The organism is Xanthomonas indica (assembly GCF_040529045.1).
Lineage (GTDB): Bacteria > Pseudomonadota > Gammaproteobacteria > Xanthomonadales > Xanthomonadaceae > Xanthomonas_A > Xanthomonas_A indica.
In genome coordinates, this window is record NZ_CP131914.1 from 3,348,471 (window position 1) to 3,368,597 (window position 20,127).

Genomic DNA, 20,127 nt, shown 5'->3' on the forward strand with positions numbered 1-20,127 from the left:
CGCCCACATCGGTACCACCCACGCCCCTTCCCACCAACCGCCATGCCGATGTCCACTTCGTCACCGCTGAAGATCGTGGTCACCGGCAGTGCCGGCCGAATCGGCCGCGCCATCCACATCCGGCTCGCGCGCGAGCACCGCGTCAGCGGCTTCGACCGCACGCCCTGCTCCACCGCCGACTGGGTCGGCGACCTCGACGATGCCGCGCTGCTGGCGCGGGCGCTGCACGGCGCGGACGCGGTGATCCACACCGCCGCGCTGCATGCCCCGCACGTCGCACATGTGCCGGCGGCGCGCTTCCGCCAGGTCAACGTCGACGGCACGCGCCGCGTCCTGGATGCCGCCGCGGCGGCCGGCGTGCGCCGCATCGTGTTCACCAGCACCACCGCGTTGTACGGCGGTGCCGCCAGCCCCGACGGCACCGCCGCCTGGGTCGACGAGGCGCTGACGCCGCAGCCGCAGACCATCTACCACCACACCAAGCTGGAGGCCGAGGCGCTGCTGCGCGCCGCCGCCGAACAGGGCGGGCCGAGCGTGCGCATCCTGCGCATGTCGCGCTGCTTCCCGGAAGCGGTCAACGTGATGGCGGCATTCCGCCTGCATCGCGGCATCGACGCGCGCGACGTCGCCGAGGCCCATGCCGCGGCATTGCGGCATGCCGGGCCGGCGGCGGCAACGTTCGTGATTTCCGGAGCCACGCCGTTCCTGCGCGAGGATTGCGCCGAGCTGCACCGCGCGGCGCCGGCGGTCCTGCGACGTCGCGCACCCGAGTTGGTGGATGCATTCAAGCAACGCGGCTGGACGCTCCCGGAGCGGATCGACCGCGTCTACTCGGCACAGCACGCGATGCAGGCGCTGGATTGGCGACCGCGCTACGGTTTCGAGGAGGTGCTGGTGCAGTACGACCAGCACGTCCCGGAGGTCCTACCGCCTGGCGATGGCGCGGCCGCGCGCGAGTAAGCATGCGCCGGTAGGGGCAAGAGTCTCGCGCACTCCAGTTCCACGAGACGCTTCGCGCCGCCCCTCGCCACACTCCCTCTCCCGACGGGAGAGGGGCACGCGTCTTACCGCTGTTCCCTTCTCCCCTCGGGCGAAGCTGCCCCGAAGGGGCGGATGAGGGTACGGGCGCAGCCCCGTCAACCCAAGCACCACGAGATGCTTCGCGCCCACCCTCACCCCCCCTCTCCCGACGGGAGAGGGGCTTCGGGCTCAGCGCAGCAGCACGGAAATGCCGAGGCCGCCCTGCCAGTCCGGCGTCTGCGACGACAGGCCGCGCAGGACCGACACGTCCAGTTGCACGCGCTCGGCGAACAGCCAGGTGACGCCGCTGCCGAGCGCGCGCATGTCGTCCTCGCCACCGCCGATGCCGGCCTCGACGTAGGCACTCAGGGTGTCGCCGGCATAGAAGGTGTAGCTCGGCGACACGCTCCAGCCGGAGCCGTCCTCGCTGTCGCTGACATTGCCGTACAGCGCCAGGCTGCGGCCTTCGGGAAGGTCCCATCCGGCACTCAGGCCCAGGTCGTAGCGGTGGCCGGCATCGCCGTACGGCGCGCGGCCGACCGGCAGGCTGGCGCTGCCGAGCAGCGCCCAGGTGAAGCCGTCGCTGGCGCTGGGCAGCGCCTGCTTCAGGCCGATGCTGGCGTCGCCGCCGCTGTGCCCGCGCCGGTCCTGGCCGCCGCCGCGCACGCGTTGCCACACCTGGCTGTCGATCGCCAACTGCAGTTCGGTGCGCGCACTCAGGCCGATCCGCAGCCGGCTGTTGGCGACGTACTCGGTGCTGCGCACTTCGCCGTCGCGGTCGTAGCTGCCATCGAAGAACGCCTGCTCCCAGGCCACCTGGCCGCGCTGCAGGGTGCTCGAGGCGAAGCCGATGCCAGGACGGTCGAACGCCGGGGCGTCGTCGGCGCAGGCCACGCCGGCGCTGCCGGCAGTGGCGGCCAGCAGCAGGGCTCCGCGCAACAGCACATCGCCGCGGCGGCGCAACGGCGGCCGGCGGCCATGGCGGGCGGCGACGGACGCCGACACCGCCAGCGACGGCGGCGCGAGAAAACGTGGAACAGGCATGCGCGAACTCCTTGCGATGCGGGAGGCGAAGGGGCTGCGCCTCAAGGCGCCGGCGGCGAGTGTGCCTGGATCGCCGCGATGTGCGACGTGAAGTCCGGCAACAGCACGCGGTTGCCGTAGCCGCTGAGGTGATCGGCATCGAAGAACAGCGGGCGCCCGTCGCGGCTGCCAGTGCATTGCCGCGCGTCGCACAGCAGCGGCAAGGGATCCCACACCGAGGCATGCGGCAGCTGCGCGGCAATGCGCTGCAGGCTCTGCAGCACCGGCGCGCGGTAACGCGCCATGGTCGCGCGCGGGACCGGGATACCGTGCGCGCAGATCGGATTGCCGCGGTTGAACCAGTCCGAACAGCGATACGGCGGCGCGCGCAGCACCGGCTTGGGCGCCTCGAAGACGATGCGCACGCCGCGCTGCGCCAGGGGCTGCAGCAGCGCCAGCGCGGCCGCTTCGCCAGCACCGCGCGCGGCCTGCGCTTCGGCACCCTCCTGCTCGGCCATCACCGCCGTCTCGTCGAACAGGCGGTCCTGGTCGGCCAGGCGCAGCACCCGCAACGCGGGCAGGAACAGCACATCGCCATCGCGCGCGTGCGCGGCGACGTCGGCCAGGGTGCTGCGTTCGTAGGCCTGGCAGCCCGGATTGCTGGCCTGCCAGGCCTGCAGGCCGACGATCGGGCAACCGCCGACGCCGTACAGCCGCACCGGCATCCCGCTCTGCAGGGCGAAGCGCCGCAGCAGTTCGTTGTAGGCCAACGCATGCGAGTCGCCGGCGACGAACAACTGGCCGCCCGCGCGGTTGTGCAGCGTGCAGGCGCCGCGTTCGAACAGCTTGGCGCTGCCCACCTGTACCGGTACCTGGCGGGTCTGCAGCGTGCAGTGCGGGAACTCGCGGCGCAGGCCCTTGGCATAGGCGTACCAGTCCAGCGGATGTCGGCTGACCGTGCTCAGCCCGTAGTAGCGCTGGGTGTCCTGCAGCAGCGCATGGGTGCCGGCGGCGAGCAGCACCACGCCCAGCCCGGCGACGACGGTCCGCGCCGTGGTGCGCGCGCGCCCGATCCGGCCATGCCGCCACGGCAGCTCCACCCAGCGGTACGAGGCTAGCGCCAGCAACGCCACCAGCAGCAGCGCCGCAGCCCTGGCCGGCGCCGATTCCAGGCCGACGGTCCAACGGAACAGCACGAACACCGGCCAGTGCCACAGGTACAGCGAGTACGATACGCGGCCGATCGCCACCGGCACGCGGTGGGCCAGCGCGCGACGGGTCCAGCCGGCCGGGGCGCCATGCAGCAGCGCCAGCAGGCCGAGCGTACCCAGCACCGGCCACAGGCCATCCGGCCACGGCGAGTGACCCGGGCGCGCGCGCCACAGGCCGACCGCGACCGCCGCCAGCGCCGCCGCCAACAGCGGCGAACGCCAGCTCCACGCGCCCGGTGGCGGCGCCTGCGTGCCGGCGTCGTACCGTCCGCGCAGCGCCAGCACCTGGTACAGCAGCACGCCGCTGCCGAGTTGCCAGAAGCGTGCGGTGGTCAGATAGAACGCGGCCGCGGCATCGCCGGCGTCGCGGCTATGCCGCCAGGCGAACGCCAGCGAGGCGGCCGAGGCCAGCGCCACCAGCAGCGTCGACCACAGCCGGCCGCGGCCACCGCGGTTCCAGGCCAGGAACAACAGCGGGAACAGCAGGTAGAACTGCTCCTCCACGCCCAGCGACCAGGTGTGGGTGTAGGGATTGAATTCGGCCTTGGGCGAGAAGTAATCGTTGCCGGTCGCGGCCAGCACCCAGTTGCTGAGGCCGACGAAGGCCATGCGCCCGGTCTTGGCGCTGGTCTCGCTGAGCCAGGACTCGGGAATGAACAGCCCGCTGGCCAGCCCCGTGACCAGCAGACACACCACCAGGGCCGGCGCGATGCGGCGCATGCGCCGCGCGTAGAACTGCGCGAACACACCCAGCTGTCCGGCCGCCGGCAAGCGCTGCAGCGAGGCGCTGACCACGAAGCCGGAGATCACGAAGAACATGTCCACGCCGGTGAACCCGCCCGGCAGCCACGCCGGATCGAGGTGGTAGGCGATCACCGCCAGCACCGCGATCGCGCGCAGCCCATCCACGTACGGCAGATAGCCGCCACCGGGCTGCGCGTGCGGCAACGTGTGGCCGCGCCCTGCGTCCAGCGTGCCCGTCCCTGGGAGCGTCACGCCTACCAGACCAGATCGTCGGGGATCTGGTACTTGGGATCGGCGTAGGGATCTTCCTCGGCCGGCGCGTTCGGATCCACCCGCAGCGCCACCGCCGCCGGGAAGATCGCTTCGGCCTGGTCCAGCAGCGCCGCGGTCACCAGCAGGTAGCGGCCGTTCTGCTGCAGCACGCCCAGCTCGCCGGCGTTGAGCGCCTTGAGCTGGTCGGCGGTGACGTAGATGCGCTTGATCTTGCCGCCATAGGGAAAGTGGCGGGCGATGTCGGCCTCGGCCTGGTTCAGCGCCTGGCCCTTGAGCAGTTCGTCGAGCTTGGCCCGCGCCTCGCGGCGCAGGCGCGCTTCTTCCTGCTTCTGCCGCTCCGCCTCGATCCGCTCGTCCTTCTCGCGCTGCGCGCGGATCGCGTAGGCCTTGGCCAGGTCGATGTCCTCACGGCTGCGCGGCGGCCGTGCCGGCGGGCCGCCCGCGCCCTGCGGCTTGCCCTGCTGGCCGTGGCCGTGCGGACGGCCGCGCCCGCCGCCGGGCTTGCCGGCATTGGGCGCGCCGCCGGGAGCGCGCTCGCCGCGCGCCCCGGCCGGTGCCGGGCGCTGGCCCGGCCGTCCCTGCGGCCGCGGCGCGGCAGGCGGGGCTTTGCGTTCGGGTTTCGGCGCGGGCTTGAAGCCCAGGCCCAGCAACTGCTCGCGGAGGGTATCGCTCATCGGGACGGAATCGATCGGTTCGGGGGATCAGTAATGCGGCGGCGGCGGTTCGTCGGCCGGGTCGGCGTAGAGCGTGCTGCGCACCTTGCCCAGATCCTCGAGCAGGTGACGCAGCAACTCGGCGTTGCGCTGGCTTTCGATCCGCGCTTCGGCCAGGGCATCGCTCATTTCCGCCAGCGCCTGCTCCTGGAAGGAGAGGCGCGTTTCCAGCTCGATCAGGCGGTTCTCCAGCAACCGATCCTGGGTGGAAAAATCATGCTGCATGGATCGAACGTCCGCGGCCGATGCCGTAGTACGCCAGGCCGAAGCTCTCGATTTCCTGCGGATCGTAGAGATTGCGGCCGTCGAACACCACCGCATCGCCGATCAGCTCCTTCATGCGGGTGAAGTCCGGGCTGCGGAACTGCTTCCACTCCGTGACCACCACCAGCGCGTCGGCGCCTTCCAGCGCATCGAAGGCATCGCTGCAGAAGTGCAGGTCGGCGCGCTCGCCGAAGATGCGCTTGGCCTCGTCGGTCGCTTCAGGATCGTAGGCACGGACCGTGGCGCCCGCTTCCCACAGTTGCGCCAGCAGGCGGCGGCTGGAGGCGGCGCGCATGTCGTCGGTGTTGGGCTTGAACGCCAGGCCCCACACCGCGAAGGTCTTGCCCTTCAGTGGCTGCGCCGCGCCGTAGTGGCGCTGGATCAGCTCGTACAAGTGGCCCTTCTGCGCCTCGTTGACCGCTTCCACCGCATCCAGCAGCCTGGGTGCGTGGCCGTACTGCTGCGCGGTGCGCGCCAGCGCCTGCACATCCTTGGGGAAGCACGAGCCGCCGTAGCCGGCACCCGGGTAGATGAAGTGCCAGCCGATGCGCGGATCCGAGCCGATGCCCTGGCGCACCTTCTCCACGTCGGCACCGACGCGCTCGGCGATGTTGGCGATCTCGTTCATGAAACTGATCTTGGTCGCCAGCATCGCGTTGGCCGCGTACTTGGTCAGTTCGGCCGACCGCACGTCCATCTCCACGATGCGGTCGTGGTTGCGGTTGAACGGCGCATACAGGCGGCGCAGGCGCGCGGCCGAGCCGGGCTTGCTGCTGCCGATGACGATGCGGTCCGGCCGCATGCAGTCGGCGACCGCATCGCCTTCCTTCAGGAACTCCGGGTTGGAGACCACATCGAAGTCGATCGCTTCGCCGCGCGCTTCCAGCTCGGCGGCGATCGCCGCGCGCACTTTGTCGGCGGTGCCCACCGGGACCGTCGACTTGTTGACCACGATGGTCGGCCCCTGGATGTGCTGGCCGATGGTGCGGGCCACCGCCAGGACGTACTGCAGATCTGCGCTACCGTCCTCGTCCGGCGGCGTACCGACGGCGATGAACACGATATCCCCATGCGCGATGGCGCTGGCCGCATCGGTGGTGAAGAACAGCCTCCGTGCGGCGTGATTGGCCTTGACCATCGGCGAGAGGCCAGGCTCGTAGATCGGGACCACGCCCTTGTTGAGCCCATCCACCTTGGCCTGGTCGATGTCTACGCACACCACATGGTGGCCGACTTCGGCCAGACAGGTTCCGGTGACGAGCCCGACATAGCCGGTGCCGAATATCGCTACGCGCATGTAATCTCCTTTCGGTTATTGAAGGATGTTCAAAAGTTCCACGTCGAAGGTCAGCATCGCATCCGGGCCGATCGGGCCGCCCGGCGTTCCCTGCGGGCCGTAGCCCAGATTGGACGGAATCCAGAAGCGGTACTTGGACCCGACCGGCATCAGCGCCACGCCCTCGCTCCAGCCCGGCACGACCTGGTTCAGCGAGAACTCGGCCGGCTGACCGTTCTTGTAGGAGCTGTCGAAGACGGTGCCGTCGAGCAGCTTGCCTTCGTAGTTCACCCGCACCTTGCTGGTGGGCGTGGGCCGCGGGCCGCTGCCTTCGCGCAGCACCATGTACTGCAGGCCCGACGGCGTGGTGATCACGCCCTTCTGGTTCTTGTTCTGGGCCAGGAAGGCGTTGCCCTCCTGCTTGTTCTTGGTCGCCACGGCGGCCTGCTTGGAGGCGCCGAACGCCTGCAGCGTGGCCATCGCCTGCTCCTGGGTCATCGCGGTCTGGCCCTTGGCGAACACGGTGCGCACCGCGCCCAGCAGCGTCGGCAGGTCGATGTCGTTCTGGATCCGCGCCAGCGACGGGCCGACCGCACGGTCGCCCAGCATCAGGCCGACATTCTCCTTGGACACCGGCGGCGGCTGCGCGCCCGGCGCCATGCCCGGCACCGGCTGGCCGTTACGCGCGGCCAACTGCGTGCGCAGCGCGGTATCGGTGGCCTGGGTCTGCTCGTCGGACAGCAGCGGCTTGCCGCCCTTGAAGGCGTTCTCGATCGCGCGCTGCAGCGCATTGACGTCGATGTCCTGGGCGATGGGCTCGAACGACCGCGCCACATCCATGCCGATCGCGTAGCTGACCTTCTGCTTCTCGCTGCCCAGCGTCGTCGCCGCACTGTCGGCAGCCGGCGCCTGCGCGGACGCTTGGCCGGCGGCCAGCATCATCCCCACCACCAGCGACGCCACGGCGCCGCGCATTCCCATCTTCATTCGCTACTTTCCCTGGAAGTGAACCGTGAACTGGACGCGCCGCGATGGCGCAGACAGAGGCCGGCATTGTCGCATGCGCGGCCGAGATGTTGACCCGCTTTCAGTGCGACGCCGGCCGCGCTTTCAGTTCGCGTTCGATGGCACTGCGCAAGGCCGGATCGTCCGGCGTGACCTTGCTCGGGAATTGCGCGACCACGCGACCGTCCCGCGCGATCAGATACTTGTGGAAATTCCAGCCCGGCGCCACGCCGGTGGCCTGGGTCAGTTGCTTGTACAGCGGCGTCGCATCGTCGCCGATCACGTGCACCTTCTCGAACATCGGGAACTTCACCCCGTAGGTGAGCGTGCAGAATTCCTGGATCTGCTTCTCCGATCCCGGCTCCTGGCCCTTGAAGTCGTTGGACGGGAAGCCGAGCACGCTGAAGCCCTGCGCCGCGTACTGCTGCTGCAGCTTCTCCAGGCCGTCGTACTGCGGGGTGTAGCCGCACTTGCTGGCGGTGTTGACCACCAGCAGCACCTTGCCGCCGTAGGTCTTGTTCAGGTTCACCTTGTCCTTGCCGGCCAGCGGACGGTAGTCCTGGTCCAGCAAGGAGTCCGCCCAGGCACTGCCGACGGTGCCGGCAGCGGCCAGGATCGCGAGGAAAAACAGACGCTTGGGAAATTTCATGGGGCACCGTCGGAGAGAAAGGGAAGTTGCGCACGACCAGGTCGGAAGTTGGGTCTGCAGCGTGTTGACATGCCGTGTAACGGTGTTATAGTTAAATACAACACCACTCACCCAGAGCAGGTCCCACGATGAATCTCAAACGCCTCCAGCGCAGTCTTCCGGCCCTGGTCATCGTCGGCACCCTGCTCTGCGCGAGCTGGATCGGCGCCCAACGCCACCAGGGACGGCCGCTGGATTATGGCGCCAGCACGCCGCACGACGACAGCGCCACCGGCGCCGCACCCGCCACCGTCCCGGCGGTACGGCGTCTGCGGGCCTCGCTGTCCGTGCCTTATTTCTCCTTCGCGCGCACCCTGCGCCCACGGAGCTGACCATGAGCGATATCCAATGGAGCGATGGCGCTCCGATCTACCGCCAGCTGAAGGAGCGTGTCATCGCGATGATGCTCGACGGCATCCTCAAGCCCGGCGACGCCCTGCCCTCGGTGCGCCAGGTGGCCGCCGAATACCAGCTCAACCCGATCACCGTCTCGCGCGCCTACCAGGAACTGGCCGACGAGGCCCTGGTCGAGAAGCGCCGCGGGCTGGGCATGTTCATGACCGAGGAAGCGGCGCAGAAGCTGCGCGGCAGCGAGCGCGAGCGCTTCCTCAACGAAGAGTGGCCCCTGGTGCTGGAACGCATCCAGCGCCTGGGCCTGACACTGCAAGACTTGTTGCCACCGGGGAAAACGCCATGACTGCCGCTGTCGCATCCGAATCCGTCGTCTACGCGCAGGGGTTGCGCAAGACCTACAACCACAAGCCGGCACTGGCCGATGCGTCGTTCACGATCGCGCCCGGCCGCATCGTCGGCCTGATCGGCCCCAACGGCGCCGGCAAGACCACCGCATTGAAGGCGGTGCTGGGCCTGACCGCGGTGGAAGGCGAGCTGCGCGTGCTGGGCATGGACCCGCGCAAGCAGCGTGACGCGCTGATGAACGAGGTGTGCTTCATCGCCGACGTGGCGGTGCTGCCGCGCTGGATGCGGGTGCGCGAGGCGATCGACTTCGTCGCCGGCGTGCATCCGCGCTTCGACCGCGCCAAGTGCGAGCGCTTCCTGGCCAACACCAAGCTCTCGCCCAAGCTGCGGGTGCGCGAGATGTCCAAGGGCATGATCGTGCAGCTGCACCTGGCGCTGGTGATGGCGATCGACGCGCGCCTGCTGGTGCTGGACGAGCCGACCCTGGGCCTGGACATCCTGTACCGCAAGGAGTTCTACCAGCGCCTGCTGGAAGACTATTTCGACGAGCAGAAGACCATCGTCATCACCACCCACCAGGTGGAGGAGATCGAGCACATCCTCACCGACGTGCTGTTCATCCGCGACGGCCGCATCGTGCTCAGCGCCGACATGGAGCACATGGCCACCCGCTACACCGAGCTGCTGGTGCCGGCCGAGCGCATCGAGGCGGCGCGCGCGCTGCAGCCGATCGACGAACGCGGCCTGCCGTTCGGCAAGTCGGTATTCCTGTACGACGGCGTGCCGCAGGCGCAACTGGCCGCGCTCGGCGAAACCCGCACCCCCGGCCTGGCCGACTTGTTCGTCGCCATCATGAAGGGCACCTACGCATGAACGCTCCCGCCAAATCGATCTCTCCCGTGTCCACGTTCACGTGGCTGCTCAAGCGCGAGTTCTGGGAACACCGTGGCGGTTTCCTGTGGGCCCCGGTCATCACCGGCGGCATCGTCGCCACCCTGTACACAGTGCTGTCGATCATCGGCAGCATCGCCGGCCGCAACCATGGCGACGGTGTGCGCCTGAACGATGTGCAATGGGAAGGCCAGGCCAACAATGCCCACCAGATCATCGGCGCGGTCGGCGACGGCACCATGTTCGCCGGCGTCCTGCTGGCCAGCATCGTGGTCGGCTTCGTGGTGTTCTTCTACGCGCTGGGCGCGCTGTACGACGACCGCCGCGACCGCAGCGTGCTGTTCTGGAAGTCGCTGCCGCTGTCGGACACCAGCACCGTGCTGTCCAAGGCCGCCTGGGCACTGCTGCTGGCGCCGCTGCTGGCGATCGGCGTCGGCCTGCTGATCGGCCTGGTGCTGTGGGTGGTCACCGCCCTGACCCTGTCGGTCAACGGCATCCCGCAGAGCACCGCGGTCTTCACCGAATCGCACCCGCTGCGCATCATCGGCATGGTCCTGGCCGCACTGCCGGTGCAGGTGATGTGGTCGCTGCCGGCGATCGGCTGGCTGATGCTGTGCTCGGCCTGGGCGCGCAGCAAGCCGTTCCTGTGGGCGGTGCTGATCCCGATCCTGGGCTGCGTGACCGCCAGCATGATGGGCATCCTGCCGATGCTCAATGTCAACCACAACCTGATCTGGTACACGGTCGTCTACCGCGGCCTGCTCAGCGTGCTGCCCGGCAGCTGGGGTCCGGTGCTGAACGAGCAGGTGGCCGAGACCCACATCAGCGGTCCGCAGGACCTGATCAATGCGATCCACCTGGGCGACAGCTGGGTGCTGTTCCGCGACCCCGACATGTGGATCGGCGCCGCCGTTGGCGTGGCCTTCATCGTCGCCGCGATCTACGTGCGCCGCTGGCGCGACGAAGCCTGATCGCACCGTAGTAGTCCCCTTTCCCTTTCCTGCAAGGAGTATCCCGATGCGCAAGATCCTCGCCCTGTGTGCGCTGCTGTCGCTGCCGGCCATCGCCATGGCCGACGACTGCAAGTATTCCGAACCGCGCGAACTCAAGCTGGACCTGGCCGGCGTCAAGTCGGTGCTGTTTGACGTGCAGCAGAACGACCTCAAGCTCAGCGGCGCCAGTGGCGGCGACTCCACCCTGCGCGGCCGCGCCTGCGCCTCCGACGAGGACATGCTCAAGGAACTGACCCTGCGCCAGCGCCACGACGGCGACACCCTGGTGGTGACGCTCAAGCACGAGGGCAAGATCCACGGCATCAGCGTCGGCAACCGCTACGCCTACCTCAACGTGGCCGGCAGCATTCCCGCCAACCTGCCGGTGCAACTGCAACTGGGCTCGGGCGATGCCGAGATCAGCGGCGTGGCCTCGCTCGACGCCAAGATCGGCTCCGGCGACCTGCACGCGCAGACCATCCGCGGCGCGGTCAGCGCCACGGTCGGCTCCGGCGATATCGAACTGCGCAATGTCGGCAGCGTGGCCCTGCCGACGCTGGGCTCGGGCGACGTCAAGGCCGACCAGGTCGGCGGCGACGTCAAGGTCGGCACGGTCGGCTCCGGCGACCTCACCGTGCACGGTGTGCGCGGCGGCGTGCAGGTCGACAGCGTCGGCTCGGGCGATGTGCAACTGCGCGACGTCAGCGGCAGCGTCGCGGTGCAGACCGTCGGCTCGGGCGACCTGGACGTGGGCAACGTCGGCGGCAACCTGAGCGTGCAGAAGGTCGGCAGCGGCGATGTCACCCACCGTGGCGTGCGCGGCAGCGTCAACCTGCCCAAGCCGCGCTGATCCCGCGCTTCGCCTTCTCCCTTCCGCATGAGGACATGCCCATGCAGTACCGTTCCCTGCCACTGGCCGGCCTCGCCCTGGCCGCCCTGCTCCCGCTCAGCGCCTGCCAGCGCTCGTCGAACGACCGCGTCGTGGTCGATCACGGCGGCGCGCAAAGCCTGACCTTCCTCAACGGCGACCTCACCCTGAAGGCCGACGGACAGCCGCCGGCCACCATCACCCGCGACGGCAAGCTGCTGATCGACGGCAAGCCAGTCGCGCTGGACGCCGAGCAGCAGCGCCTGCTGCTGGCCTACCGCAGCCAGATCGAAGCGGTGGGCAAGCAGGGCGTGGAGGTCGGCAAGGCCGGCGCGGCGCTCGGCGTCAAGGCGGCCGGCGATGCCATCAGCGGGGTGCTCAGCGGCGACACCGAGCACATCGGCGCGCAGGTCGAGGCCCAGGCCGACAAGATCAAGCAGGCGGCGCTGAAGATCTGCGACCAGGTCGCCGCGCTGCGCGCCGCACAGGATGCGCTGATGCAGAAGGTGCCGGCGTTCCGCCCCTACTCCACGCTCGACGACAGCGACGTGCGCGACTGCAAGCATTCGGCGGCGTAACACGTCCCCACCGTCCCGGCGCCCACCCCTGCGCCGGGCCGGCCTGGCATCGCGTGCGGGGAGCGACCGGCGCGCCCTGCGACATGCGGCCGCACGCCGCGCCACGGTCACACACTCTAGAATGGGCGGTACTCTCCCCCGCTCCATTTCCGCCATGAAGAAGACGCTGTTCGCCTGGTTCTCGCTGCTGTCGTTGTGCCTGCTGCTCGCCGCCTGCGGCGGACGCGGTGGCGAGACCACCTCCTCGCGCGCCGAGCGCAGCAAGCCGCGGGTGGCGGTGGACAGCATGAACGTGATGCTGCGCCGCGCCCCGGCCGCCAACGCCACCATCGGCCCTGACGGCAGCCTGCGCATCGACGACATCGAACTGCCGCTGCCGGCCGCACAGCGCACCGAGTTGCAGCAGTTGTTCATGCACCTGCAGATGCAGCGCCAGCGCACTCTGGAGACCGCGGCGCCGGATCCGAACATGCGCTCGGTCGGCTTCGCGCCGACTCAGGAAATCACCGCCGCGCAGGAAGCGGTATTGCGCGACATTCCCTCGCTGCAGCCGTACCGCGACAGCTTCGGCAACCTGCAGGCCGAGCGCCGCTGAGACCTGCTGGCACACGCAGGCGGCGGCCCTAGAGCGCCTCCGCAAGGAGTGAAGCATTGCTGTAGGAGCGGCTTCAGCCGAGAAGGGCTTTCCCGGGAAGGCCGGTCGCGGCTGAAGCCGCTCCTACAGGGGCATACGCCGAGGTATCTGAGCGCAATGTGGGAAGGACGCTCCCACGAGAACTCGCGGCAAGGTATCTGGGGAAATGTGGGAGGGACTTCAGTCCCGACTGCTGCCAGTGTCCGATCGCCGACATGCCCCGCTCGTCGCGGCTGAAGCCGCCCCTACGAGGATCGTCACGACCTGCCGCGCTGCGCCGGCAACAAGAAACGCGCTGCTCGAGATGCCCGCACTGCGATGCGCCTGGCACGACCACACCGCCGTGCCAGGCCTCTGCAGCGCCGGTCAGGCTCAGCCGCCGCCGCCCGCGCCGGCGTGGATGCCGCCTTCGGTCAGCGCGGCGGGGTCCAGCAGCCGGCGCAGTTCGTCCTCGCCGAGGCCGCTGTCCTCCTTGGCCACCTCCAGCACCGGCCGGTTCTCCTTGTAGGCACGCTTGGCGATCGCCGCGGCCTTTTCGTAGCCGATGATCGGGTTCAGCGCGGTGACCAGGATCGGGTTGCGGTCCAGCGCCTCGCGTACCCGCTCCTCGCGCACCTTGAGCCCGGCGATCGCCGAATCGGCCAGCAGCACCGACACGTTGCCCAGCAACTGGATCGACTCCAGCAGGTTGGCCGCGATGAGCGGCAGGGTCACGTTCAACTGGAAGTTGCCGGTCTGCCCGGCCACGGTGATCGCGGTGTGGTGGCCGATCACCTGCGCGCAGGCCATCACCGTGGCCTCGGGAATCACCGGGTTGACCTTGCCCGGCATGATCGAACTGCCCGGCTGCAGCGCCGGCAACTCGATCTCGCCGAGGCCGGCCAGCGGCCCGGCGTTCATCCAGCGCAGGTCGTTGGCGATCTTGATCAGCGCCACCGCCAGCGCGTTGAGCTGCCCGGACAGTTCCACCGCATCGTCCTGCGCGGCGAGGCCCTCGAACTTGTTCTCGGCGCTCTCGAAGGTGCAGTCGGTCAGCGTCGACAGCGCCTTGGCGACCTTGCCGCCGAAACGCGGATCGGCGTTGATGCCGGTGCCGATGGCGGTGCCGCCCAGCGGCAGCCGGCGCAGGCGCTTGAGGCTGTCGTCGATGCGCGCCTGCGCCGATACCAGTTGCGCCGACCAGGCGCCGAACTCCTGGCCGAAGGTCAGCGGCATCGCATCCATCAGGTGGGTGCGCCCGGTCTTGACCACGCCCTGCAGTTGCTTGGCGCGCTTGTCGATCACCTTGCGCAAGTGCTTGAGCGAGGGCAACAGATGCTCGCGCGTTGCCAGCAACGCCGCGACCCGGATCGCCGTCGGCACCACGTCGTTGGAGCTCTGGCCGAGGTTGACGTGGTCGTTGGGATGCACCGTCGGCAGCGCCTTGCTGCCGTTCTTGCCCTCGCCCTTGGCGGTGCGGTTGGCCAGCGTGGCGATGACCTCGTTGGCGTTCATGTTCGACGAGGTGCCCGATCCGGTCTGGTAGATGTCGATCGGGAAGTGCGCGTCGTGGCGGCCGTCGGCCACCTCCAGCGCCGCGGCCTGGATCGCCTTGGCGACGGCCTTGGGCAACAGCTCCAGGTCGGCATTGACGCCCGCCGCGGCGGCCTTGATCAGGCCCAGCGCGCGGATGAAGCCGCGCGGCATCGGCTGCCCGGACACCGGAAAGTTCTGTACCGCACGCTGGGTCTGCGCTCCCCACAAGGCATCGGCGGGCACCTGCAGTTCGCCCATGCTGTCGTGTTCGACCCTGAATTTGTCACTCATTGCGCAATCTCCGCATCTGCAAAAAGGAATCCATCGGCGCCGTCGTCGGACGTCCGGGGAGGCAAGCTGGCGGGATTGCGGCTGGCGCGCGCATTATCCGCGGCGCAGCGCCCGGCGTCAGCAGTGTGCGCCCGCGGATGTTAGGAATGTCTGGAGGCTTGTCCGCCCGGCGCAGACTGCCGCGATCGGCAGGCGCATCCGAGCGAGAATCGGATCCACGGAGCCAGGCAGCGGGCATGGCACATGCTGGCGCGCACCGCGCGCGCGCCAGCAGCGCGGTGCGAACGGCGTGAGCCATGCGCCGTTGTCGGCAAACGACGGGACGACGGCACGGGTGGGGGCCAGCGGCATGCGCCGCCGGCCCCGACGCTCATTGCTGCCGGTTGCTCTGGAACACCAGGTCGTTGTAGCTCTTGAGCAGGCGTGCCGGCGAGCCTTCCGGTGCGACGATCGGATTGTCCAGCGAGCGCTGCTCGAACGCGCTGTACGGAATCTTGTCCGCCACGCGCTTGATCCGCGCCTTGGATTCCTTGCGGAAAGTCTCTGCCGCGCTTTCGAAGCCGGCCCAGTCGGACTTGCCCGGCTCCTGGTTGGCGACCTTGGCGTGCGCCTCGTCGGACAGGCTGTTGAAGCCGGCCACCAGCGCCGTGGCCTTGGCGGTGTCGAAGTCGTCGTCCTGCATCAGGCCGGCGATCTCCTTGGCCTCGAGCATCATCGACAGCCGATAGAACTCGCGGGTGCGGCCTTCGGCCTTCTCCATTGCCTTCAACTGCTCGCGCTGCGCGGCATCGTTCTGCGCCTCCAGCTCGTGGCTGAAGGCCTCGCTGGCCGCGTGGAATTCGGACAGCGCGGCCATCAGCGGCGCATGCAGTTGCTTGCCCTTGGCGAACTGGTCGTCCTGGTAGTCCTCGCGGTCATAGTAGTCGCGCGCCTGGTTGGCCAGCGGTTGCAGCGTCTTCAACGCGGCCAGATAGCGCTTTGCCGCTGCATCCAGCGCCGGCAGCGCGGGCTTGGCCGCGATCGCCTGGGTCATCGGCGCATCGCACAGCTTCATCGCGTACTCGTCGATCGGGGCCGGCCCGTACACGCTGGTTTCCTTGCCGGTCGGGCCGGCGTTGGGATCGGCCATCCAGCGGATGTACTGCTGCGCGCCTTCGTGGATGCGCCCATCGACCTTGTTGAAGCATTCGATGTAGGCGTTGAGCTTGCTGGTCAGGGCCTGATCCGCTTCGCTGGCGGCGGTATCGGCGGAGGCATGGCGGGCATCGGCACTGGCATCGGAATCGGTCGGCGCGGCCGAAGGCTTGCCACCGCAGGCGGTCAGGAAAACGGACACAGCGACGGTCAGCGCCGCCAGACGCAAAGAAGATTTCATTGGGGGAACGTAGATGTTGAAAACGGTTACAGAAAGTCTAGCAAACGAAAAGATTGTCCCGGCGTGATGGCTGGAGGGCCGGAATTGGGAGTCGGGATTGGGGAGTCGCAACAGCGGTGGCGCGCTTGTGCGGTATTCGCTGGCGACGCTTTGCCTGTGACCGAATGCGCGAGACGGTGCCCGCGGGCGCCGCCGCCATGGCGCATCGGCTAGACTGCGGCGACGTATCACCGATGGAACTTCCACGCCGCCATGGGCGACGATTCAGACTGTAGATGCCGGCGCACGCTGCGCCGGACCACGCACTCCGCCGTTTCCACCTCTCCCGCCCGGCGCGATGACGCGCCAGCGGCGCGTGCCGGGGACCGCAGATGATCGGCAACCTCCTGCTGTTGGCACTGGCGATGCTGCTGGTGCTGCTCAACGGCTTCTTCGTCGCCGCCGAGTTCGCCCTGGTCAAGCTGCGCCACACCCAGGCCGTGGGCCTGGCCGAGCATCACGGCTGGCGCGGCCGCCTGCTGCTCAACGTGCATGGCCACCTCGACGCCTATCTGTCGGCCTGTCAGCTCGGCATCACCCTGTCCTCGCTGGGCCTGGGCTGGGTCGGCGAACCGGCCTTCGCGCACCTGCTGCAGCCGGTGTTCGACCTGCTGGGGCTGAGCGAGGAAGCGGCGCGCCTGAGCGCCTTCGTCATCGCCTTCAGCGTCATCTCGTTCCTGCACATCGTGCTCGGCGAACTCGCCCCCAAGTCGATGGCGATCCGCCGCCCGGAGCGCATGTCGCTGTGGACCGCGGCGCCGCTGTACCTGTTCTACTGGGCGATGTATCCGGCCATCTGGCTGCTCAACACCAGCGCCAACGGCTTGCTGAAGGCCGTGGGCTGGGGCGAGATCGAGCATGCCTCGCACCGCTACTCGCGCGAGGAACTGAAGCTGATCGTGGGCCGCCAGCACCCCGCCGGCGGCGCGCCCGACCACGAACTGACCCTGATGAGCCATGCGCTGGAGCTGCCGGAACTGGTCGCCGGCGACCTGATGCGCGCGCGCGACCATCTGCGCGCGTTCCGCGAGGGCATGGCGCTGGAGGCGGTGATGGCCGAGTTCGCCGAGAGCCGCTACAGCCGCTACCCGTGGTTCGACCGCGACGGCGAGCAGGTGCTCGGCATCCTGCACATGAAGGACCTGCTGGTGGAGATCGCCCGCGGCCGCCGCAGCGACGACCTGCGCGCGCTGCTGCGCCCGGCCAACCTGATCGCGCTGGAGACGCCGGTGCCGCTGGTGCTGGAGCGCTTCCGCACCGGCGCCACGCACATGGCGCTGTGCGTGGACGAGCACGGCCGCATCCTCGGCTACTTCACCCTGGAAGACCTGCTGGAAGTGGTGGTCGGCGACATCGAGGACGAGCACCCGCACGTGGTCAAGGATGCGCCGACCCGCGGCGCCGACGGCAGCGTGCTGGTGGCCGGCTCGACCTCGATCTTCCGCCTCGAACGCCTGCTCGGCCGCGACCTGCGCGCGCCGGAGCACCTCAACTCGGTCGGCGGGCTGATCGTGCATCAGTTGCAGCGCCTGCCCGAGGAAGGCGAGCAGTTGCACATCGACGGCCACCTGTTCACGGTCAAGCGCATGGCCGGCCACCGCATCCAGGCAGTGACCGTGCGGCTAGGGTCCGTCATCCCGTCCTGAGGGTGCCGCGCGGCGCCGCCAGCGCGCCTGCCAGGACCAACCGAAGGGCGGTGGCGCGGCAGGCTCAGGGAGGGATGGCACATCCTGGCAGGCCGGCCGAGGCCGCGCCGACGTAGAATGGCGCCCCCGCCGACACCACCCCACGCCCCGCCATGTCCGATTCCGCCCTGCTCGCCCTGTCCCCGCTCGATGGCCGCTATGCCGGCAAGGTCGACGCCCTGCGGCCGATCTTCTCCGAATACGGCCTGATCAAGGCGCGGGTGAAAGTGGAGATCGAATGGCTGCTGGCGCTGGGCGCCGAGCCGGGCGTCGGCGAGCTGGCCGCGTTCTCGCCGGCGGCGGCGCAGCGCCTGCGCGGGCTGGCCGACGGCTTCGGCGTGGAGCACGCGGCGCGGGTCAAGCAGATCGAGCGCACCACCAACCACGACGTCAAGGCGGTGGAGTACTTCATCAAGGAGCAGCTCAAGGACGACGCCGAACTCGGCCCGGCCCTGGAGTTCGTGCATTTCGCCTGCACCAGCGAGGACATCAACAACCTCAGCTACGGACTGATGCTGGAGCAGGCCCGGCGCGAGGTGCTGCTGCCGACCCTGGACGCGGTGATCGCCACACTGCGCGCCCTGGCCCACGCACAGGCCGCGCAGCCGATGCTCTCGCGCACCCACGGCCAGACCGCCTCGCCGACCACCTTGGGCAAGGAGGTGGCCAATGTGGTCGCGCGCCTGCAGCGGCAACGCCAGCAGATCGCCGCGGTCGAGTTGACCGGCAAGATCAACGGCGCGGTCGGCAACTACAACGCCCACGTCGCCAGCTACCCCGACGTCGACTGGCCGGGCTTCGCGCAACGCTTCGTGGAAAGCCTGGGCCTGGTGTTCAACCCCTACACCACCCAGATCGAGCCGCACGACAACGTCGCCGAACTGGGCGACGCCACCCGGCGCGCCAACACCGTGCTGATCGACTTGGCCCGCGACATCTGGGGCTACATCTCGCTGGGCTATTTCAAGCAGAAGCTCAAGGAAGGCGAAGTCGGCTCCTCGACCATGCCGCACAAGGTCAATCCGATCGATTTCGAGAACGCCGAAGGCAACTTCGGCATCGCCAACGCCCTGTTCGAGCACTTCTCGGCCAAGCTGCCGATCAGCCGCTGGCAGCGCGACCTCACCGACTCCACGGTGCTGCGCGCGCTCGGCACCGCCTTCGGCCACACCCAGGTGGCACTGGACTCGCTGGCCAAGGGCCTGGGCAAGCTCACCGTGAATCCCGAGCGCCTGGATGCCGACCTGGATGCCGCCTGGGAAGTGCTGGCCGAAGCCGTGCAGACGGTGATGCGCCGCCACGGCCTGCCCAACCCCTACGAGCAGCTCAAGGCGCTGACCCGCGGCCAGGGCATCACCGCCGATTCGATGCGCGCCTTCGTCGAGACCCTGGAGCTGCCCGAGGACGCCAAGCAGCGCCTGCGTGACCTGACCCCGGGCGGCTACGTCGGCCTGGCCGAGCGACTGGCGCGCGGCGTCTGAGCCACGGTCCGTCCATCCTGGGTTAATCGGCCAGGGGCATGCTGGTGGCTCACAGCAGAGCCCCGCAATGAACCGCACCCCGTTGCTTGTGCTGCCGCTGCTGGTCCTGACCGGCTGCGCGCAGGCCCCCCGCCCACCGGCCGGCGACGGCGCGCATGCCGCCGCCGCCCGGACCGTGGTCATGCAGCCAGCGCCGCCGATCGCGGCGGCGCCCTCGGCCGGCGACCTACAGGACGACGAACGCGACGCCGAGACGCCGATCCGCATGGCCGCCTCGGCCAGCGGCGACATCGACTGCGACGGCCGCGACCTGAACATCGTCGGCCGCGACGCCACCCTGGTGCTGCACGGACACTGCACCACCGTCAGCCTGTTCGGCCGCAACGGCAACCTGCAGATCGAGCGGGCCGACACCCTGCGCGTGCTCGGCGACTACGCCCAGGTGACGATGCGTGGCGACGCGGGCAAGGTCGCGCTGTTCGGGCGCCATGGCCGCTTGCAGATGGCGCGCATCGACAGGCTGGACGTGTCCGGCGACCAGAACCAGCTGCAGGCCAGCGAGATCGCCACCATCGCCCTGCAAGGCAACGACAACGCCATCGTCCAGCGCAGCGGCCCGGCCCAGGTCGACGACGGCGGCCGCGACAACCGCATCCTCGTCCAGTAGCGCGGCAGCGCAGGGCCGGCCTGCACCGCTGGTCGGCGCTCCCGCCTCCCGCGCGCCGGCCGGCCGCGCGCCTGACCCACGCCACCCAGGCGCACCTGCGCCGACGCCATGCGGCCGGGATCGCCGCAACCGCGACGGACGGCCGTGCCGGCCGCACCCCGCGATGGCCCCGCGCGGCAAACCGGCGGACAATGG

Annotated in this window: 20 protein-coding genes; 11 read left to right on the top strand and 9 right to left on the bottom strand. The window is 69.4% G+C overall.

The genetic code is table 11. From position 1 onward, the window contains the following. Positions 1–48: 48 nt before the first annotated feature. Positions 49–960: an NAD(P)-dependent oxidoreductase gene (locus tag Q7W82_RS14530; protein WP_242160417.1), complete on the top strand. Its 912-nt coding sequence runs from the start codon at positions 49–51 to the stop codon at positions 958–960. Positions 961–1,209: 249 nt separating this feature from the next. Here the strand turns inward: Q7W82_RS14530 and Q7W82_RS14535 are convergent, their stop codons facing one another. The 7 genes from Q7W82_RS14535 to Q7W82_RS14565 form a co-directional block, all read right to left on the bottom strand. Beyond that, a complete protein-coding gene (locus Q7W82_RS14535) occupies positions 1,210–2,064 on the bottom strand; it encodes a transporter (protein ID WP_242160418.1) in 855 nt (284 codons plus the stop codon). A 41-nt stretch (positions 2,065–2,105) separates the two neighbouring features. Then, entirely contained in the window at positions 2,106–4,250 is a 2,145-nt protein-coding gene (locus Q7W82_RS14540) for an acyltransferase family protein (RefSeq protein ID WP_242160419.1), read from the bottom strand. 2 nt (positions 4,251–4,252) lie between these two features. Next, a complete protein-coding gene (locus Q7W82_RS14545; protein WP_242160420.1) occupies positions 4,253–4,945 on the bottom strand; it encodes a DUF2058 family protein in 693 nt (230 codons plus the stop codon). Positions 4,946–4,972: 27 nt separating this feature from the next. Next, positions 4,973–5,209: a SlyX family protein gene (locus tag Q7W82_RS14550; protein ID WP_010344225.1), complete on the bottom strand. Its 237-nt coding sequence runs from the start codon at positions 5,207–5,209 to the stop codon at positions 4,973–4,975. Further along, on the bottom strand, positions 5,199–6,545 hold the full coding sequence (locus Q7W82_RS14555; RefSeq protein ID WP_242160421.1) for a UDP-glucose/GDP-mannose dehydrogenase family protein: 1,347 nt from the start codon (positions 6,543–6,545) through the stop codon (positions 5,199–5,201). Before Q7W82_RS14555 ends, Q7W82_RS14550 begins: the two co-directional genes overlap by 11 nt. A 15-nt stretch (positions 6,546–6,560) precedes the next feature. Continuing rightward, positions 6,561–7,511, bottom strand: a complete 951-nt coding sequence (locus Q7W82_RS14560) for an FKBP-type peptidyl-prolyl cis-trans isomerase (protein ID WP_242160422.1) — start codon at positions 7,509–7,511, stop codon at positions 6,561–6,563. Between the two features lie 100 nt (positions 7,512–7,611). Beyond that, entirely contained in the window at positions 7,612–8,178 is a 567-nt protein-coding gene (locus Q7W82_RS14565; protein WP_242160423.1) for a glutathione peroxidase, read from the bottom strand. A 128-nt stretch (positions 8,179–8,306) separates the two neighbouring features. Between Q7W82_RS14565 and Q7W82_RS14570 the strand changes: the two genes are divergently transcribed. From Q7W82_RS14570 to Q7W82_RS14600, 7 genes are all read left to right on the top strand, one after another. After that, positions 8,307–8,549 carry a hypothetical protein gene (locus Q7W82_RS14570; protein WP_242160424.1) on the top strand — a complete coding sequence of 81 codons (243 nt, stop codon included), beginning with the start codon at positions 8,307–8,309 and terminating at the stop codon, positions 8,547–8,549. A gap of 2 nt (positions 8,550–8,551) precedes the next feature. Beyond that, the gene (locus tag Q7W82_RS14575; RefSeq protein WP_017908106.1) at positions 8,552–8,914 is read left to right on the top strand and encodes a GntR family transcriptional regulator; all 363 of its coding nucleotides are present in this window, start codon (positions 8,552–8,554) and stop codon (positions 8,912–8,914) included. Beyond that, entirely contained in the window at positions 8,911–9,789 is an 879-nt protein-coding gene (locus Q7W82_RS14580) for an ABC transporter ATP-binding protein (RefSeq protein WP_242160425.1), read from the top strand. The genes Q7W82_RS14575 and Q7W82_RS14580 overlap by 4 nt, the downstream gene beginning before the upstream one ends. Then, positions 9,786–10,778, top strand: a complete 993-nt coding sequence (locus Q7W82_RS14585) for an ABC transporter permease (protein ID WP_242160426.1) — start codon at positions 9,786–9,788, stop codon at positions 10,776–10,778. The genes Q7W82_RS14580 and Q7W82_RS14585 overlap by 4 nt, the downstream gene beginning before the upstream one ends. A 46-nt stretch (positions 10,779–10,824) precedes the next feature. Continuing rightward, positions 10,825–11,649, top strand: coding sequence for a DUF4097 domain-containing protein (locus Q7W82_RS14590; protein ID WP_242160427.1), 825 nt, complete (start codon positions 10,825–10,827; stop codon positions 11,647–11,649). Positions 11,650–11,690: 41 nt separating this feature from the next. Continuing rightward, positions 11,691–12,245 (top strand): DUF2884 family protein, encoded by a 555-nt coding sequence (locus Q7W82_RS14595; protein WP_242160428.1) that lies wholly within the window; start codon positions 11,691–11,693, stop codon positions 12,243–12,245. A gap of 154 nt (positions 12,246–12,399) precedes the next feature. Continuing rightward, entirely contained in the window at positions 12,400–12,840 is a 441-nt protein-coding gene (locus Q7W82_RS14600; protein WP_242160429.1) for a hypothetical protein, read from the top strand. A 411-nt stretch (positions 12,841–13,251) separates the two neighbouring features. On the opposite strand, the gene Q7W82_RS14605 is transcribed toward Q7W82_RS14600, so the two are convergent. Continuing rightward, complete coding sequence (locus tag Q7W82_RS14605; RefSeq protein ID WP_242160430.1) at positions 13,252–14,685, bottom strand: class II fumarate hydratase; 1,434 nt, start codon at positions 14,683–14,685, stop codon at positions 13,252–13,254. A gap of 370 nt (positions 14,686–15,055) precedes the next feature. Beyond that, positions 15,056–16,060, bottom strand: a complete 1,005-nt coding sequence (locus Q7W82_RS14610) for a YiiG family protein (protein WP_242160431.1) — start codon at positions 16,058–16,060, stop codon at positions 15,056–15,058. Between the two features lie 371 nt (positions 16,061–16,431). On the opposite strand from Q7W82_RS14610, the gene Q7W82_RS14615 reads away from it, so the two are divergent. The 3 genes from Q7W82_RS14615 to Q7W82_RS14625 all read left to right on the top strand — a co-directional run bounded on the left by Q7W82_RS14615 (position 16,432) and on the right by Q7W82_RS14625 (position 19,932). Further along, a complete protein-coding gene (locus tag Q7W82_RS14615; RefSeq protein ID WP_242160432.1) occupies positions 16,432–17,745 on the top strand; it encodes a hemolysin family protein in 1,314 nt (437 codons plus the stop codon). Between the two features lie 152 nt (positions 17,746–17,897). Beyond that, positions 17,898–19,265: an adenylosuccinate lyase gene (gene purB, locus Q7W82_RS14620; protein ID WP_242160433.1), complete on the top strand. Its 1,368-nt coding sequence runs from the start codon at positions 17,898–17,900 to the stop codon at positions 19,263–19,265. Positions 19,266–19,332: 67 nt separating this feature from the next. Then, a complete protein-coding gene (locus Q7W82_RS14625) occupies positions 19,333–19,932 on the top strand; it encodes a DUF3060 domain-containing protein (protein WP_242160434.1) in 600 nt (199 codons plus the stop codon). The last annotated feature ends 195 nt before the right edge of the window (positions 19,933–20,127 follow it).